Source organism: Actinomycetospora flava (genome assembly GCF_037400335.1).
In the GTDB taxonomy this organism is placed as follows: Bacteria; Actinomycetota; Actinomycetes; order Mycobacteriales; family Pseudonocardiaceae; genus Actinomycetospora; species Actinomycetospora flava.
The window spans coordinates 253328-270508 of sequence record NZ_JBBEGM010000007.1 but is presented as its reverse complement, the minus strand read 5'-3'; the positions used below and the strand labels follow the sequence as shown (position 1 = coordinate 270508).

14 protein-coding genes are annotated in these 17181 nt (G+C 74.9%); 1 reads left to right on the top strand and 13 read right to left on the bottom strand.

The annotated features are described in order from the left end of the window. Window positions 1-22: 22 nt before the first annotated feature. Genes WCD58_RS18425 through WCD58_RS18410 form a run of 4 tightly spaced genes read right to left on the bottom strand, consistent with a single transcriptional unit; the run spans window position 23 to window position 6828 of the window. Window positions 23-964, bottom strand: a complete 942-nt coding sequence (locus WCD58_RS18425) for an Acg family FMN-binding oxidoreductase (protein WP_337704507.1) — start codon at window positions 962-964, stop codon at window positions 23-25. Continuing rightward, entirely contained in the window at window positions 961-4347 is a 3387-nt protein-coding gene (cydD, locus tag WCD58_RS18420) for a thiol reductant ABC exporter subunit CydD (RefSeq protein WP_337704506.1), read from the bottom strand. The genes WCD58_RS18425 and cydD overlap by 4 nt, the downstream gene beginning before the upstream one ends. After that, a complete protein-coding gene (gene cydB, locus WCD58_RS18415) occupies window positions 4344-5369 on the bottom strand; it encodes a cytochrome d ubiquinol oxidase subunit II (protein ID WP_337704505.1) in 1026 nt (341 codons plus the stop codon). Before cydB ends, cydD begins: the two co-directional genes overlap by 4 nt. A gap of 10 nt (window positions 5370-5379) precedes the next feature. Continuing rightward, window positions 5380-6828 (bottom strand): cytochrome ubiquinol oxidase subunit I, encoded by a 1449-nt coding sequence (locus WCD58_RS18410; RefSeq protein ID WP_337704504.1) that lies wholly within the window; start codon window positions 6826-6828, stop codon window positions 5380-5382. 138 nt (window positions 6829-6966) lie between these two features. Between WCD58_RS18410 and WCD58_RS18405 the strand changes: the two genes are divergently transcribed. Then, window positions 6967-7605, top strand: a complete 639-nt coding sequence (locus WCD58_RS18405) for a response regulator (protein WP_337704503.1) — start codon at window positions 6967-6969, stop codon at window positions 7603-7605. 3 nt (window positions 7606-7608) lie between these two features. Here the strand turns inward: WCD58_RS18405 and WCD58_RS18400 are convergent, their stop codons facing one another. From WCD58_RS18400 to WCD58_RS18360, 9 genes are all read right to left on the bottom strand, one after another. After that, window positions 7609-8076 carry a CoA-binding protein gene (locus tag WCD58_RS18400; RefSeq protein WP_337704502.1) on the bottom strand — a complete coding sequence of 156 codons (468 nt, stop codon included), beginning with the start codon at window positions 8074-8076 and terminating at the stop codon, window positions 7609-7611. Beyond that, window positions 8073-9395, bottom strand: a complete 1323-nt coding sequence (locus WCD58_RS18395) for an O-acetylhomoserine aminocarboxypropyltransferase/cysteine synthase family protein (protein WP_337704501.1) — start codon at window positions 9393-9395, stop codon at window positions 8073-8075. Before WCD58_RS18395 ends, WCD58_RS18400 begins: the two co-directional genes overlap by 4 nt. Window positions 9396-9433: 38 nt before the next feature. Continuing rightward, a complete protein-coding gene (locus WCD58_RS18390) occupies window positions 9434-10129 on the bottom strand; it encodes a hypothetical protein (protein WP_337704500.1) in 696 nt (231 codons plus the stop codon). A 91-nt stretch (window positions 10130-10220) separates the two neighbouring features. Beyond that, on the bottom strand, window positions 10221-10634 hold the full coding sequence (locus tag WCD58_RS18385) for a hypothetical protein (protein ID WP_337704499.1): 414 nt from the start codon (window positions 10632-10634) through the stop codon (window positions 10221-10223). A 15-nt stretch (window positions 10635-10649) separates the two neighbouring features. Next, window positions 10650-11144: a GNAT family N-acetyltransferase gene (locus WCD58_RS18380; RefSeq protein WP_337704498.1), complete on the bottom strand. Its 495-nt coding sequence runs from the start codon at window positions 11142-11144 to the stop codon at window positions 10650-10652. A 56-nt stretch (window positions 11145-11200) separates the two neighbouring features. Next, on the bottom strand, window positions 11201-12343 hold the full coding sequence (locus tag WCD58_RS18375; RefSeq protein ID WP_337704497.1) for an acyl-CoA dehydrogenase family protein: 1143 nt from the start codon (window positions 12341-12343) through the stop codon (window positions 11201-11203). Then, window positions 12344-13360, bottom strand: coding sequence for a TIGR03617 family F420-dependent LLM class oxidoreductase (locus WCD58_RS18370; protein ID WP_337704496.1), 1017 nt, complete (start codon window positions 13358-13360; stop codon window positions 12344-12346). It abuts the gene before it with no gap. Beyond that, a complete protein-coding gene (locus WCD58_RS18365; RefSeq protein WP_444876322.1) occupies window positions 13357-15171 on the bottom strand; it encodes an acyclic terpene utilization AtuA family protein in 1815 nt (604 codons plus the stop codon). Before WCD58_RS18365 ends, WCD58_RS18370 begins: the two co-directional genes overlap by 4 nt. Continuing rightward, the gene (locus WCD58_RS18360; RefSeq protein ID WP_337704494.1) at window positions 15168-17144 is read right to left on the bottom strand and encodes an ATP-binding protein; all 1977 of its coding nucleotides are present in this window, start codon (window positions 17142-17144) and stop codon (window positions 15168-15170) included. The genes WCD58_RS18365 and WCD58_RS18360 overlap by 4 nt, the downstream gene beginning before the upstream one ends. Between the last annotated feature and the right edge of the window lie 37 nt (window positions 17145-17181).

Below are 17181 nucleotides of genomic sequence, written 5' to 3'. Positions count from 1 at the left end.
GCCCTATAGGGCGGGAAAGCACTCACATGGGGCGGCGCGGGGAGGGCGGGTCGTCGCCGGCCTTCGGGCCCAGGCGCAGGACCGCCTGGGGCCACAGCGCGCCGCCGAGCAGGGTCCGCAGCCGGTCGCGGATCGGCGCGACCTCCACCGGCGGGGCGACGAACGACGCCCCGAGCCCGTGCACGGTCGCGGTGAGCAGGACCCGCTGCAGCGCCTGCCCGGCCTGCAGGTGCGCCAGGGGCAGGTCGTGGGCGGTGGCGAGCACGCCGATCGTGGCGTGCCGGTCGGGGCGGTCCGGGTCGCCGGCGCCGCCGGTGAGGTCGCGGACGCGCCACGGGTCGTCGCGTGGGGGACGGGACACGGTCGCCGGGACGCCGTCGAGCGCGTCCTGGCCCCGGCCCGTCCACGCCCGCTGCTCGGCGCGCCAGGCCGGGTCGGCGTCCTGGGTCCGCGCCGCCTCGGCGACGAGCGCGGCGACCGCGTCGCGCTCCCCGGACGTCTCGATCCAGTACAGCCAGCTGCGCTCGGCCTCCGCGGCGCGCCGCAGCTCGGCGCGCAGGGCGGGCCGGACCTCGCCCTCGCCGAACGCCCGCCGGTGGGTGTGGCGGTGCCCGATCGCGCCGGCGAGCGCCCGCTCGGCGGGGGCGCACGGCAGCGGGCTGCCGACGCGCAAGCGCGCGAACGCCCACGGGTCGTCGGGGTCGGGCAGCAGGCGCACGTGCGTGCGCCGCTCCCGGGCCCGCACGGCCAGGCGCATCCCGGCCAGCGCCGCGCCGCACGCGAGCCGCAGCGCCCGGTGCTCGGGGTCGGCGACCGGCAGCGCGCGGGCCGGGTCGCCGCGGACCTCGAACCCGTCGGGCCCGTCGGCGCGCAGGATCCACGGCTGCGTGTTGTGCCCCGACGGCGCCCGCGACCCGGCCACGAGGACCTCGTGCACGGCCTCCGGGCTCAGCACCGAGGTCATGACACCGTCGCCCCCGCCCGCGCGTGACCGCCGAGCCGCAGCACCGGCAGGCCGGGGAACTCGTCGGGCCGGTGGCTGACGACGAGCAGCGTGCGGTCGCGACCCGCGGCCAGGAGGTCGGCGCACAGCGCCTCGGCGGTGGCCGGGTCCAGGTGGGCGGCGGGTTCGTCGAGCACGAGCACCGGGCGGTCGGCGAGCAGCACCCGGGCGACGCCGAGGCGCTGGCGCTCGCCGCCGGACACCGCGCCGCCGTGCTCGCCGAGCGGGGTGTCGAGCCCCTGGGGGAGCTCGGCGAACCACGCGCCGAGGCGTGCCCGATGCAGGGCCGCCACCAGGTCCTCGTCGCCGGCCTCGGGCCGCGCCAGCAGCAGGTTCTCGCGCAGCGTGGAGTCGAACAGGTGGCTCGCGGGCCCGCACCACGCCTGCCGGGCGCGCACGTCGTCGCCGTCGCAGCGGGCGATGTCGACGCCGTCGACGCTCGCCCGCCCGGTCCGCACGGGCAGCGTGCGGGCGAGCGCCGCCAGCAGCGTGCTCTTGCCCGCCCCGGACGGGCCCGCGACGACGAGCCCCTCGCCCGGCGCGAGGTCGAGGTCGACGCCGTGCACGGCATCGCTCGCCGCGTCCGGCCAGCGGACGGCGAGGTCCTCGGCGCCGAGGTGGTCGCCGGCGCCCACCTCGAGCGGGCGGGATGGGTCCGCCACGGGAGCCGACGCCGTCTCCAGCTCGACGAGCCGGCGCATCGCGGGGCCGGCGGTGGCCAGCCGGGTCGCCGCCTCGGGCAGCCCGGCGACGACGTCGGCGCACGCCAGCGGGACGAGCGCGAGGACCGCGAGCGCGGTGCCCGCGAGCCCGCCGGACCCGAGCGCGGCCAGCCCCAGCGCCGTCGTGACCACGGCGGTGACGCCCAGCGCGAGCACCCCGAGCCCGGAGCCCAGCCCCGCGGAGAGCGCGGCGCGGCGGGCCACGGCGGTGAGCCGGTCGTCGATCACGGCGAGCGCGCGGCGACGGTCCTCGGCCGCGCCGAAGGCGACGATCTCCCCGGCCGCCTCGAGCGTCTCGGTGGTGGTCGCGAGCACCTCGCCGCGCAGTCCGGCGGTGCGCGCGGCGGCCCGGCGGACCGCCCACAGCGCGAGGGCGGGCGCGGCCACGCCGGCGACGAGCAGCCCGGCCGCGAGCGCGAGCCCGGCGGCGGGCAGCACCAGCGCCAGCGCCGCGACCGCCGCCACGCCCACCAGCGCGGCCCGGGCCGCGGGCAGGGCCACGCGCACGACGACGTCCTCGGCCGCGTCGACGTCGCCGACGAGGCGCGCGAGCAGGTCCCCGCGCCGCCGGCGGGCCGTGACGGCGGGGCCGAGGCGCACGAGCGCGGTCCAGAGCCGCACGCGAAGGTCGGCGCCGAGGCGCAGCGCCGCGTCGTGGGCGACGAGCTGCTCGGCGTAGCGCAGGGCGCCGCGGGCCAGCCCGAACGCGCGCACCGCGACGATCGCGACCATCAGCGTCAGCACCGGCGGGTGCAGCGCGGCGGTGGAGATCAGCCACGCCGACGTGCCGGTCAGCGCGACCCCGCACGCCACCGCCCCGGCGCCGAGCAGGACCGCCAGGGCCCAGTGCCCGGCGCGCGGGCGCAGCAGCCGGGCGAGCCAGCGCCCGGTGCCGACGGGGTCGGCGGGCGTCGCGAGGTCCGCGGCGGACGGGACCGGGACGGGCGCGCGGCGGGTGGCCGGGGCCGGTGCCGTCTCCACCGTCGGTGACGCCCGGGCGCGAGGCCGGTGCGGCACCGTCACCACCCGGTCGCAGCGCTCCAGCACCGCCGCGCGGTGGCTCACGACGACGGCGCTGCGCCCCGCCAGCACGCCGGGCAGGGCGGCGAGGATCGCGCGCTCGGTGTCGGCGTCGACGCCCTCGGTGGGCTCGTCGAGCAGCAGCAGCGGGCGGTCGGCGAGCAGCGCGCGGGCCAGCGCGACCCGGCGGCGCTGCCCGGTGGACAGGCCCGCGCCGCCGTCCCCGACCGGCGTCCCCAGCGGGACGTCGAGCGCCGCGGCCCGGGCGGCCGCCAGCAGGTCGCCACGGGCGGCGCCGGGCGACCCGAGGAGCAGGTTGGACGCCACCGTGCCCGCGAGCAGCACCGGGCGCTGCGGCACCCACGCCACGCGGTCGCGCCAGGACGCCGGGTCGATCGTGGCGAGGTCGACGCCGCCGACCTCCACCCGCCCGTCGTCGGGCCGGCGGGCGCCGCGCAGCAGGTCGAGCAGGGTGGTCTTGCCGGCGCCGCTCGGGCCGGCGACGCCCACCACCTCGCCCGGCGCGACGTCGAGGGAGAACCCGGAGAGGACGGGATCGCCGCCGCGCCCGGCGACCCCGGCCTCCCGGACGCGCAGCGGGACGCGGCGCGGGTCGGGGGCGGGACGGCGGTCGCCCGCCGCGAGGGGCTCGAGCTCGAGGACCGCGAACGCCTCCTGCGCGGCGGTGAGCCCGTCGAGGCTGTCGTGGAACCGCGCGCCGACCGCGCGCAGCGGCAGGTACACCTCGGGCGCCAGGACGATCACGAGCAGCGCGGTGTGCAGGTCGAGGTCGCCGTGCACCAGGCGCAGGCCGACGGCCACCGCGACCAGCGCCACCGACAGCGTCGCCAGCAGCTCGAGCGCCAGCGCGGAGAGGAACGCGACGCGCAGCGTGGCCATGGTGGCGGTGCGGTGGCGTTCGGCGATCTCGCGCATCCGCCCGGTCTGTCGGCGCGCGCGACCGAAGGCGACGAGCACGTCGAGCCCGGCGACGAGGTCGAGGAAGTGGTGCCCGAGCACGGCGAGGGTGCGCCGGCGCCGCGCGACGTCCCGCTGCGTGTACATCCCGATGAGGACCATGAACAGCGGGGTCAGCGGCACGGTGGCGGCGATGATCACAGCGGAGAGCCAGTCGGCGCCGAGGATGCGCGCCCCGACCGCGAGCGGGACGACCGCGGCCACGAGCAGGGTCGGCAGGTACCGGCGCACGTAGCCGTCGAGGCCGTCGACGCCGTGGGTCGCGAGCGTGGCGAGCCGGCTCGGGGCGGGCAGGCGCGGGTCGTCGGGGCCGAGCTCGAGGGCCTTGGCGACGAGCCGCCCGCGCAGGCCGGCGACCACCGACGCGGCGGCGCGCGCGCCCGCGACCTCGCCGGCCCCGGCGAGCAGGGCGCGCCCGGCGACGACGGCGAGCAGCGCGGCGAGCACCCCCGTCAGGGCCGTGAGACTCGCGCCCTCGAGGAACCCCCGCGTCACCGCCGTGGCGAGGAGGTCGGCCTGGACGACGACCAGGCCCGCGGTGGCGATCCCGACCCCGGCGCAGAGCACCACGTGCCGGCGCACCGGCGCGACGTGACGCAGCAGGCGGGGGTCGAGGGGCCTCACGCGTGCTCCTCGGCCGGGGCGGGCGACGACGGGATGTGCGCGCGGGAGATCCGCTGCCGGAACACCCAGTACGTCCAGCCCTGGTAGAGCAGCACGATCGGCGTCATGACCGCGGCGACCCACGTCATGATCGTCAGCGTGTAGGGCGTGGACGACGCGTTGGTGGTCGTCAGGCTGAACGCCGGGTCGATCGTCGAGGGCAGGACGTCCGGGTAGAGCGCGGTGAACAGGAACGCGGTGGCCGCGACGATCGTGCCCGCGGTCAGCGTGAAGCCCCAGCCCTCGCGTCCCGCGCGGGTGGCGAGGATGCCGCCGACGAGCGCTGCCGCGGCCGCCGGCCCGAGCACCGCGGTGACCACGTCCGCCCCGTGGTCGAACCAGGTCCAGAGCAGGAACGCCGCCGCCACCGGCACGGCGCCGAACCCGAGCCGCACCGCGAGCGCGCGGGCGCGGGTCCGGATGTCGCCGTCGGTCTTCAGCGACAGGAACACCGCGCCGTGCAGCAGGAACAGCAGCAGCGTCGTGAGCCCGCCGAGCAGGGCGTAGGGGTGCAGCAGCGTGAGCAGGCTGCCGACGAACTCGTGGTCGGCGTCGAGCGGGACCCCGCCGACGATGTTGCCGAACGCCACGCCCCACAGCAGGGCCGGGGTGATCGAGCAGGCGACGATCACCCGGTCCCACCGCGCGCGCCACTGCGGGGTGTCGACCTTGCCGCGGTACTCGAAGGCGACGCCGCGCCCGATGAGCGCGACCAGGATCAGGAGCAGCGCGAGGTAGAACCCGGAGAACAGCGTCGCGTACCACTCGGGGAAGGCGGCGAACGTCGCCCCGCCGGCGACGATCAGCCAGACCTCGTTGCCGTCCCACACCGGACCGATCGTGTTGATCATGATGCGGCGGTCGGTGTCGTCGCGGCCCAGGACGCGCAGCAGCGCGCCCACGCCGAAGTCGAACCCCTCGAGGACGAAGTAGCCCGTCCACAGGATCGCGATGAGCAGGAACCAGACGTCGGTGAGTGCCATCTCCTGCTCCTCAGTAGGCCACGGCGAAGGGGCGGTCGGCGTCCTCGGGGTCGGAGCCCCGAGGACCGACGGCTTCCGGTGGCGGCGCCGGGGCCGGGCCGGCCCTGACCGTGCGCACCAGCAGCCAGCCCTCGATCACCGCCAGGACCCCGTAGAGCAGCGTGAAGACGATCAGCGAGGTCAGGACGGAGCCGAGCCCGACCGACGGGGAGACGCCGGCCTCCGTCTTCAGCTGCCCGAAGACCACCCAGGGCTGGCGGCCCATCTCGGTGAAGATCCAGCCGAAGGAGTTCCCGAGCAGCGGGAACGCCATCGAGAGCAGCGCGATGCGCGCGAACCAGCGCTGCGGGACCCGGTCTTGATGGTCCAGCTCCGCTCCGCTTCGTGTCCGCCCGCCGCGCGAGTACCAGAGGGCGGCCACCGCGACGAGGAACGCGAGGATCCCGAACCCGATCATGAAGCGGAACGCCCAGTACGTGACCGGGATGTAGGGCCGGTAGTTCCCGGGGCCGAACTGCGCGCTCTCCTGCGCCTGGAGCTCGTCGACACCCTGGACGGTGCCGTCGAAGGAGCCCGTCGCGAGGAAGCTGAGCAGGCCGGGCACGTCGAGGCTGTAGATCGGCTGCTGGCCGTCGAGCGTGCCGATCGTGAACAGCGAGAACGGCGCCGGCGAGCTCGTCGTGTACAGCGCCTCCGCCGCGGCGATCTTCATCGGCTGCTGCTGGGTCATGACCTTGGCCTGGGTGTCGCCGCTGATCATCACGGCGACGGTCGCGACGATGACGGCCCAGGCGCCGAGCTTCAGGGTGGGCCGGAAGATCGGCGTCTCGGCGCGGCGCGCGAGGAACCAGGCGCTGATCCCCAGCACCGCGGCGCCGCCGGTGAGCAGGCACGCCGAGATCGTGTGGGCGAAGGTCACGACCGTCGTGTTCTGCGTCAGCACGGCGCCGATGTCGGTGAGCTCGGCGCGCCCCGACGCCGGGTTGATCCAGAAACCCACGGGGTGCTGCATGAAGGAGTTCGCGGCGAGGATGAAGTACGCCGAGAGCACGGTGCCGATCGCGGCGAGCCAGATGCAGGCGAGGTGGACGCGCCGCGGCAGCCGGTCCCACCCGAAGATCCAGAGGCCGAGGAACGTCGACTCGAGGAAGAACGCGACGAGGCCCTCGATCGCCAGCGGCGCGCCGAACACGTCGCCCACGAAGCGGCTGTAGTCGCTCCAGTTCATGCCGAACTGGAACTCCTGGACGAGGCCGGTGACGACGCCCATCGCGAAGTTGATCAGGAACAGCTTCCCGAAGAACTTGGTCGCCCGCAGCCAGTGCTCGGAGCCCGTGCGGTGCCAGACCGTCTGCATCACGGCCACGAGCAGCGACAGGCCGATCGTGAGCGGCACGAACAGGAAGTGGTAGACGGTCGTGATCCCGAACTGCCATCGGGCCGCATCCAGTGCCGACACCGTCGCCTCGCTCGCCTCGTGGTGATGATGACGGCGTCCAGCGTCGGGGCGGGCGTGGGGTTTCGGTCAGGTCCTGGTGGTCCCGAGGTCCCGGGACGTCGGTCCCCGATCGTCGGTGCCCGCGCCTAGGCTCGGAGCGTGATCCGTGTCTTCCTCGTCGACGACCACGAGGTGGTCCGCCGGGGTGTGGCGGGCCTGCTCGCCGACGAGCCCGACCTCGAGGTCGTCGGGGAGGCGGGCACCGTCGCCGAGGCGGTCGCGCGCATCGAGGCCGTCCGGCCCGACGTCGCGGTGCTCGACGTGCGCCTGCCCGACGGCAACGGGGTGGAGCTCTGCCGGGACCTGCGGTCACGCCGCCCGGAGCTGGCGTGCCTCATGCTCACGTCGTTCACCGACGAGCAGGCGATCCTCGACGCGGTGCTGGCCGGCGCGTCCGGCTACGTGATCAAGGACGTGCGGGGCAGCGACATCGCGACCGCCGTGCGCGACGTCGGGTCCGGGCGCTCGCTGCTCGACCACCGCGCGGCCGCGGTGCTCATGGCGAAGCTGCGCACCCCGCCGGAGCCGCCGGACCCGACGGCCGAGCTGACCCCGCAGGAGCACGCCGTGCTCGAGCTGATCGGCGAGGGCCTGACCAACCGGCAGATCGGCGAGCGGCTGTTCCTCGCCGAGAAGACCGTCAAGAACCACATCACCCGGCTGCTCGCCAAGCTCGGCCTGGAGCGCCGGGTGCAGGCCGCGGTGCTCGCGTCCGAGGTGCGGCGCCGGCGGGGCTGACGGTCAGCGCCGGCGGGAGGTGATCACGCCGGTGTCGAACCCGGCCAGGTGCAGTCCCCCGTGGAAGCGGGCGTGCTCGACCTTGAGGCAGCGGTTCATCACCACGGTGAGTCCGGCCGCCTCCGCGCGCTCCGCGAGCGCCTCGCCGTAGAGCCCGAACTGCGTCCAGAACGTCGAGGCCCCCACCGCGATCGTCGCGTCCAGCACCTCGGGCAGGTCCTCCTGGCGGCGGAAGACGTCGACGAGGTCGGGGACCACCGGCAGCGCGTCGAGCGACGGGTACACCGGGTGCCCGAGGATCTCGCTCGCGTTCGGGTTGACGAAGTACATCTCCAGGTCGGTGGAGAGCAGGTAGGTCGCGACGAAGTTCGACGCGCGCGCCGGGTTGGGCGAGGCGCCCACCATGGCGACGCTGTGGGTCTTGCGCAGGATCGCCTGGCGCTCCTGCGCCGACGGCGGGGTCCAGCTCACTTGGTCGCCTCCGTGAGGGCCTGGTCGAGGTCCCAGAGGATGTCCTCCGGGTCCTCGATACCGACGCTGATGCGGATGAGGTCGGGGCGCACGCCGCCCTCGCGCAGCTGCTCGGCGGTGAGCTGCTGGTGGGTGGTCGAGGCCGGGTGCAGCACGAGCGTGCGGGCGTCGCCGATGTTCGCGAGGTGGCTGCAGAGCTGCACGGCCTCGATGAAGCGGCGGCCGGCGGCGCGGGCGGCGTCCTCGCTGTCCTCGCCGTCGGACGCGCCGCGGACCCCGAAGCTGAACACCGCGCCAGGGCCCTTCGGCAGGTAGCGCTTGGCGCGCTCGTGGTGCGGGTGGCTCGGCAGGCCGGCGTAGCTGACCCACGCGACGCGCTCGTCGGCGTCGAGCCATTCCGCGACCCGCTGGGCGTTCTCGACGTGGCACTCCATGCGCTGGGGGAGCGTCTCGATGCCCTGGAGGAGCAGGAACGCGGAGTGTGCGCTGAGGGTGGCCCCGATGTCGCGCAGCTGCTCGGAGCGGACCTTGGTCAGGAAGCCGTACTCCTGGAAGTTGCCCCACCACGTCAGCCCGCCGTACGACGGGATCGGCTCGGTCATCTGCGGGAAGTTGCCGTTGCCCCAGTCGAACCGGCCCGACTCGAGGATCACGCCGCCGATGGTGGTGCCGTGGCCGCCGAGGAACTTGGTCGCCGAGTGGATCACGATGTCCGCGCCGTGCTCCATCGGCCGGCAGAGATAGGGCGTCGCCATCGTCGCGTCGATGATCAGTGGCAGGCCGCGGTCGTGGGCGACCTCGGCCAGCGCGGCGACGTCGGTGACGGCACCCGACGGGTTGGCGACGATCTCGGCGAACACGAACCGCGTGCGGTCGGTGATCGCGGCGGCGAAGTCGGCGGGGTCGTCGCCGGGCACGAAGGTCGTGTCGACCCCGAAGCGGCGCAGGGTGACGTCGAGCTGGGTGACCGTGCCGCCGTAGAGCGCCGAGGACGCCACGATGTGGTCGCCGGCGCCCGCGAGCGTCGCGAACGTCAGGAACTCCGCAGCCTGCCCCGAGCCCGTGGCGACGGCCCCGAGCGCGCCCTCGAGGCTCGCGAGCCGCTCCTCGAACGCCGCGACCGTCGGGTTCGCGATCCGGCTGTAGATGTTGCCGTACTTCTGGAGCGCGAAGAGGTTGGCGGCGTCGGCGGTGTCCTCGAAGACGAAGCTCGTCGACTGGTAGATCGGCACGGCGCGGGCCCCGGTGGCGGCGTCGGGCACGGCGCCGGCGTGCACCGCGCGCGTCCGGAAACCCCAGGGTCGGTCCTGTCCTTCCACACCGCCGTTCTACCGCACCGGCGCCGCCGCGGGTGCGCTCAGAACGTGACCTTGACGAACCAGGCGTTCGACGAGGCGTTCCAGGCGAGGATCAGGGCCAGCGCGCCGCCGGCGAGGAACACGGCACTGGTGACGAGCGTGAGGAACCCCCACGCGGGGGCGAGCGCCATGAGCACGAACGCGCCGAAGAACGAGAAGACGCTCGACAGCATCGCGAGCCCGGTCAGGACCGTGAGCACGAGGCGCGCCCACGGCCGGCCGCCGCGGAAGTGCAGGGCGAGGAAGATCCCGATCGCGCCGCCGAGGAGCGCGGAGACGACGCCCGCGCCGGTGAGCACGTCGGCGAAGCCGATCGTCGAGACGATCACGCTGAGGACGTTGACGCCGATGATGCCGACCCAGAGCAGGAACGCGCGCTGCACCGACTGCGGGATGTCCGCGGGCAGCGGCACGCCGCCGAAGCCCGGGGGGATGACCGGGTTGGGGCCGCCGGCCGAGGGCCCGGGCGGCGGGCCCTGGGGAGGGCGCTGCTGGTGCCCGTACTGCTGGCCGTAGTGGGGGCCGGTGTGGGGTCCGGTGTGGGGGCCGGTCGGGGGACCGTAGCCGGGTGGCGGGCCGTAGCCCGGGGGAGGGCCGTAGCCGGGCGGGGGCCCGTACCGGGGCGGGCCGTACGGGGGCTGTCCGGGCTGGGGGCCGGTGGGTCGCTGTCCGTACGGGGGGTTCGGTGCGCTCATGGCAGGAACCTAGGGCGCTCGCGTACGCCCGGGCAGACGAACCGACTACTCAACTCCGGGGCACGCTGCGCGCCCACTACTCTTGCCGCGATCAGCGGAAATAGGCGTTCGCGGGCGCCTGGAACGAGAAGATGATCGCAGCGATGATCAGCGCGGCCTGCACGAGGCTCAGGACCGTCGACAGGGCCCCCAGGCTGACACCGAGGCCCACGGTGAGCAGCACGCCGACGACCGTGAAGACCGCCGTCACGCCCCCGAGGACGGCGAGCGCCAGGCGCGCCCAGCTCTCGCCCTGCCGCATCCGCAGCGCGAGGTAGACCAGGGCGGCGAGGAACAGCAGCCCGACGACGACGCCGACGATCCCGCCGGCCGCGAGGAGACCGTTCGGGACGGTCGCCGACGTCGCGAGCGAGAACACGCTGCCGAGCACGCCGACCACCACCGCGGCGATCCAGAGCTGGAAGGAGCGCTGGACGGAGGTCGGCGCGGCCGTCGGGGTGGGCACGGGCGACACGGTAGATCAACCTGCCGGTCGGGGCAGGTCTCGCACCCAGCGCCAGACGGTGCCCTCGTCCGGATCGGTGACCTCGCCGTCGCGCACGAACCCGTGGCGGCGCAGCACGTGCGCCGAGGCGTTCTCCTCCGGCCGGGTGTGCGCGCGGACCCGCCGGACCCCGCCGCGCGTGGCGCGCTCGAGCCACAGCCCGACGGCGGCCGTCGCCACCCCGCGGCCCTGCCTGGAGGGCGCGACCGAGTAGCCGATCTCGACCTCGCCGTCGGTCGGCGGGCCGGTGAACCCGCCCAGCCCGACGACCTCGGTGCCCTCGACGATGAGGTGCGCGAACCACCGCGGGTCCACCCCGCCCTCGAGCGCGGTGACGGTGGGCTCGAGCGCGTCGGGGAAGGCGAGGTAGCCGTCGACGAGGGTGAGCCCGAAGCGCTCCGCGAACGCCTCCGGCTCGGTCAGCAGTGTGACCGCCTGCTCCGGCGGCAGCGGCAGCACCTCGACTCCCATGTGAGCGATATTCACGGCTATCGCCGGGAATTTCACTCACGTACGCCGAACGGCCCCTACATGCCGTGCATCTTCGCGATCACCTGGAGCATCACCTCGTCGGCGCCGCCGCCGATCGAGGTGATCCGCATGTCGCGCAGGAACCGCGCGGTCCACGTCTCCTCGATGTAGCCGAGCCCCCCGTGGTACTGCAGGCAGGTGCGGGCGACGTCCTCGCAGAGCCGGCCGATCGCGAGCTTGGCGATCGTGGCGAACCGCGACGTGTCCTCGCCGCGCATGAACGCCTCGGCGCACGCGTAGTTGTAGTGCCGGCACATGTCGACGCGGGCGTAGAGCTCGGCGAGCTGGTAGCTCAGGTACTGGTTCGTGATCAGCGGCCCGCCGAACGCGTGCCGGTTGCGCAGGTACGCCGCGGTGCGGTCCAGGGCCCGCTCGCAGGCCCCGACGCGGCCGTAGCAGGCGACCATGCGCTCGTTCTGGAACTGCGACATCTGCTGCTGGAAGCCGCGGCCCTCGCGGCCGATGGTGTTCGCGACCGGCACCCGCGCGCCGTCGAACGACAGCTCGGCGGTGTCCGAGCAGCGGTTGCCCAGCTTGTCGAGCGTCCGCGACACCGACACCCCGGGCGTGTCCGTCGGGACGATGATCTGCGACATCCCCCGCGCGCCACCCTCGTCCGACGTGCGCGCGAGCAGGCACAGCCAGTCGGCCTGCACCCCGTTGGTGATGTAGAGCTTCGAGCCGTGGATCACCCAGTGGTCGCCGTCGCGGACGGCGCGGGTGCGCAGGCCGGCGACGTCGGAACCGGCGTCGGGCTCGGTGACGGCGATGGCGGTGACGTGCTCGCCGCGGATGGCCGGGGCGAGGTACTGCTGCTTCAGCTCCTCCGAGCCGAAACGGGCCAGCGACGGCGTCGCCATGTCGGTCTGCACGGCGATCGCCATGCCGACCCCGGCGGCGTCCGCGCGCCCGATCTCCTCGGCGAGCACCACCGAGAACAGGTGGTCCGCGCCGCCGCCCCCGTACGCCGGGTCGTACTCGAGACCCAGGAAGCCGAGCTCACCGAGCTTGCCGAACAGCTCGTGGGTGGGCATGCGCTCGTCGCGTTCCCACTGGTCGACGTACGGGTCGATCTCCCGCTCGACGAAGGTCCGGACGGTCTTGCGGAACGCCTGGTGCTCCTCGGTGAACGCGACCACTTACTTCACTCCCTGGAGGTGCTGGAGCGCGGCGCCCCAGCGGTCGGTCTGGGACCCGGTCGGCGCGTAGAGCGGGATGCGCTGGGCGACGCCGCCGAAGCGCCGTTCCAGGGCCGGTCCGACCTCGTCGGGCTCCGCGACGATCGCGATCGTGTGCAGGACCTCGTCGTCGACGGCCTCCCCCATCGCATCCCACTCGCCCCTCTTGGACAGCGTGTTGAGCTCGCGGGCGAGATCGCCCCAGCCGTGCAGCTCGAGCACCGGGTGGTACGCGGGCGTCGACCCGTAGAAGGCGACCTGCCGGCGCACGTCCTTCACCGACGCGGCGAACTCCTCCTCGGTGTTGCCGGTCGCGATGAGCGCGGTGGCGGAGAACTCGAAGCCGGTGCCGTCCGTGCCGGCCTTCTCGAAGCCCTGGTGCAGCGACGGCAGCGTCACCTCGTGCAGGTAGCGCTCGGTGGAGAACGCGTGCGCCATGAACCCGTCGGCGACCTCGCCGGCCACCGCCGTCATCCGCGGGCCGACGCCGGCGAGGTGGATCGGCGGGGTGCCGTAGGGGTTCGGGTCGGGCGAGAAGAACGGCGTCATCAAGGTGTGCGTGTAGAACTCGCCGCGGAAGTCCAGCCGCTCGCCGGTGTTCCACGCGTCCCAGATCGCGCGCACGGCCCGGATGTACTCGTGCATCCGGTCGGCGGGCCGCGACCACGGCATCGAGAAGCGCTTGGTGACGTGCGGCTTGATCTGGGTGCCGAGGCCGAGGATGTACCGCCCGCCGGTGACCTGGTGCAGGTCGTTGGCGGTCATCGCGGTCGTCATCGGGGTGCGGGCGAACGCGACGGTGATCGCCGTGCCGAGCGTGATCCGCTCGGTGCGGGTGGCCGCGAGCGTGATCATCACGGCCGGGTCGTGCTGGGTCTCCGACGCCCACACGGCGTCGTAGCCCGCCTGCTCGGCGGTGACCGCGTCGTCGGCGAACGCGCTGAGCCCACCGGTGACCACGGTGGCGTCGACCTTCATCGCAGCAGCTCCTCGGGGATGTCCACGTGTCGGGCCCGGACGAACTCGCCGAGCCCCTTGGCCTGCGGGTCGAGCGCGAGGTTGTCGGCCACCCCGCGCCCCAGGAAGCCGACCACGGTGACGCCGACGGCGCGCAGCCGCGGGAACGCCCAGAGGCGCCGCGGGCACCCGGCGGCGTCCTCGCCGAGCAGCCAGGCGACGTGCTCGTCGTCCCACCAGGCGGCGAGCCAGGCGTAGGCGTCGTCGTCGCGCGCCCAGAGCCCGAGCGTCGCGTTGCCGCCCTTGTCGCCGGACCGCGCGCCGGCGACGCGGCCGAGCGGCGCGCGGGTGGTGGCGGTGTGGGAGCGAGGGTCACCTTCGCTGCATGGGAGGCAGTTGGGGAGTCCCTCGCTGCGGAGGTCGGCGGCGCCGGTGTGGGCGCGAGGGACGCCCTCGCTGCCTCCCACGCACTCGGGGAGTCCCTCGGTCCGCGAGGACGCGCTCGGCGGCGGCACCGTCCACGTCCGATCCGCGAGCCCGACGAGCTGGGGCAGGTCGGCGGCGGGCAGGAGCATCGGCCAGAACACGCTCGCCGCGCTGCCGGGACCGGGCGGGGTGGTGGCGAAGAAGCCGGCGTAGCCGCTGAGCGCGGTCTCGACGGCCGCGCGGGACAGGCGCGCGCAGGCCTCCCTGCTCCCGGCGACGGCGACGGTGAGCAGGGAGACGGCGTCGGTCATGCGGGTCGGGTCGTCGCGGTCGGCGCGGAGCAGCCGGGTCTCGACGCGGTCGAAGGCGTCGCGACCGCCCGGCACGCCCGCCCAGAGCGCCGCGAGCGCGTGATCGACCTTGCCGTCGACGTCGAGCCCGGTGATCACGAAGGTCATCTCGTTGTGCCAGCCCGCGGGCACGATCGCGCCGACCTTGACCGTCTCCGGCGGCGCCTCGCCCCGCGTACCGGTGATCCGCACGCGGTCCGGGGCCTCCTGGGCCAGCGCGACGGTGTCGAGGCGCGCGACCACGTCGGGCGTGAGGTAGCGCGGGCCGTCGACCTCGTAGAGCAGCTGCGCGGTGACCGTCTCCACGGTGACCGCCCCGCCCGTCCCGGCCGCCTTGGTGACCACCGCGGACCCGTCGGCCTCGATCTCGGCGACGGGCAGCCCGACGTGCTCGGTGCCCGCGAGCTCGCCGGCGAAGGAGAAGTTGCCGCCGGTGGCCTGCGCGCCGCACTCGATGACGTGCCCGGCGACGACCGCGCCGGCCAGCGCGTCGAGGTCGTCGGGACCCCACCCGTGCCGCCACGCGGCGGGCCCGACGACCACGGCGGCGTCGGTGACCCGCCCGGTGACGACGACGTTCGCCCCGGCCTCGAGCGCGGAGACGATGCCGCGGCAGCCGAGGTAGGCGTTGGCGACCAGGGGCTTCTCGCCGAGCGGCTCGCCGGTCTCGAGGTGCGCGGTCTGCTCGGAGGGCAGCCCGACGACGACGTCGGTGACGTCGTCCCCGCCGACCCAGGCGACGCGGGCGCGCTCGTCGATCGCGGCGATCTCCGCCGCGCACCCCGCGGGGTCCAGCCCGCCGGCGTTGGCGACGACGAGGATGCCGGCCTCGAGGCAGTCGGCGAGCACGTCCTGCATCTGGCGCACGAAGGTCGTCGCCCAGCCGCCCTTGCCGCGCTCGCGCTGCTTGGCAAGCAGGCCCATCGTGAGCTCGGCGAGCCAGTCGCCGGTGAGGACGTCGACGTGCACGCGGCCCTCGAGGTGCGCGTCGACGATCTCGCGGGCGGCCGCGAGGCGGTCGCCGTAGAAGCCGCTCACGTTGGCGATGGCGATCACTCGGCTGCCCCCAGGGTGACGAGCGTGGCGTGCGCCTCGACGTACTGGCCGACCGCGACGTGCACCGTCTCGACGACGCCGTCGGCGGCGGCGAGGGCCGGGTGCTCCATCTTCATGGCTTCGAGCACGACGAGCTTCTGGCCGGCGACGACGTGCTCGCCCTCCTGGACGAGCACCTCGACCACGGTGCCCGGGACCTCGCTGACCGGCCCGGCCCCGCCCGCCGCGGCGTCCGGGGCGGGCAGGCGCGGCACCTCGCGCCAGGCGCTGTGGCCCTCGCCGTCGTCGACGAAGGCGGTGCCGTCGTGGTGGGCGACGCGGCAGCGGTACTCGACGCCGGCGTGGGTGACGCGGGCGCCGTGCGGGGTGACGTCACGCAGCTCGACGCCGTCGAGGTCCGGGGTGACCTCGCCGTCCGGGCCCGCCCAGGTGATCGCGGGTCGCGGGGCGCCGCGGAGCAGGCGCCAGCCGGGCGGGGCGAGGTCGCGGAGGGGGTCGTGCTGCCTGCGCGCCGCGCTCGTGCACGCGACGGCCGCCGCGAGGTGGACGACGCGCGGGGTGGCGGGCTCGGGGGTGCGGAGCGCGTCGTGGTGGTCGAGGAAGTCGGTGCGGGTCTCCCCGGCGAGGAAGTCGGGGTCGCGGAGCACGGCGACGAGCAGGTCGCGGTTGGTGGCCGGGCCGTGGATCTCGGCCTGCGCCAGCCCGGCGGCGAGCGTGCGGGCGGCCGCGGTGCGCGTCGGGGCGTGGGCGATGACCTTGGCGATCATCGGGTCGTAGAAGGCGCTGACCTCGCCGTGCGTGCCGAGCGCGTCCTCCCAGCGCAGCGTGTCGTCGTAGCCCGAAGAGTTGTGGCGGTAGCGGTGCAGCGTGCCGGGGCTGGGGCGGTCGCCGGCCGCGGGGTCCTCGGCGTAGAGCCGCACCTCGATCGCGTGCCCGCGCGGGACGACGTCGGCCTGGGCGAACGGCAGCGGCGCACCCTCGGCGATGCCGAGCTGGAGCGCGACGAGATCGACGCCGTAGACCTCCTCGGTCACCGGATGCTCGACCTGCAGCCGCGTGTTCATCTCGAGGAAGTAGAACGCGGCCGGTGCGAGCGATGCGGCATCGCTGGCGTCAGACGCCAGGAACTCCGCATCCTCGACGAGGAACTCGACCGTCCCCGCTCCCACGTAGCCCAGCTTCTCCGCCAGCGCGACGGCCGTGGCGCCCATCCGCTCGCGAAGCTCCGGCGACACGACCGGCGACGGCGCCTCCTCGACGACCTTCTGGTGCCGGCGCTGGATCGAGCACTCGCGCTCGCCGAGGTGCACGACGTGCCCGTGGGCGTCGCCGAGCACCTGGATCTCGACGTGCCGGGGCGCGTCGAGCAGGCGCTCGAGGAAGACGGTGTCGTCGCCGAAGCTGCGCGCGGCCTCGGCGCGCGCGGAGCGGACGGCGTCGGGCAGCTCGTCCGCCGCACGGACCTCCCGCATCCCACTGCCCCCGCCGCCGGCGCTGGCCTTGACCAGCAGCGGGAAGCCGACGTGCTCGCCGGCGCGGGCCCAGTCGGCGGGGTCGTCGGTGTCGAGCAGCGCGTCCGGCAGCGTCGGGACGCCGGCCTCGCGGGCGAGTGCCTTGGCGGTGTGCTTGACGCCCATCGCCTCGATCGACGCCGGGTCCGGGCCCACCCAGGTCAGGCCGGCGGCGGTGCAGGCGCGGGCGAACGCCGCGTTCTCGGACAGGAAGCCGTAGCCGGGGTGCACGGCGTCGGCGCCGGTCGCCCGCGCGGCGGCGAGGACCTGCGGGGCGTCGAGGTAGGTCTCGGCGCTCGTCGACCCGCGCAGCGCCACGGCCCGGTCGGCCTCGGCGACGTGCGGGGCGTCGGCGTCGGGCTCGGAGTAGATCGCGACGGTGCGGACGCCCTGCGCGCGCGCCGCGCGGATGACCCGTCGCGCGATCTCGCCGCGATTGGCCACGAGCAGCGTGCTGATCACCGAGTGGTCCTTCCATGACGCGCGAGCGGAGCGGGGG

Excerpts from the sequence above, each read along its gene's own strand:
- WCD58_RS18425 (WP_337704507.1), bottom strand. The coding sequence starts at position 964 with ATGACCTCGGTGCTGAGCCCGGAGGCCGTGCACGAGGTCCTCGTGGCC.
- cydB (WP_337704505.1), bottom strand. The coding sequence starts at position 5,369 with ATGGCACTCACCGACGTCTGGTTCCTGCTCATCGCGATCCTGTGGACG.
- WCD58_RS18390 (WP_337704500.1), bottom strand. The coding sequence starts at position 10,129 with ATGAGCGCACCGAACCCCCCGTACGGACAGCGACCCACCGGCCCCCAG.
- WCD58_RS18380 (WP_337704498.1), bottom strand. The coding sequence starts at position 11,144 with ATGGGAGTCGAGGTGCTGCCGCTGCCGCCGGAGCAGGCGGTCACACTG.
- WCD58_RS18370 (WP_337704496.1), bottom strand. The coding sequence starts at position 13,360 with ATGAAGGTCGACGCCACCGTGGTCACCGGTGGGCTCAGCGCGTTCGCC.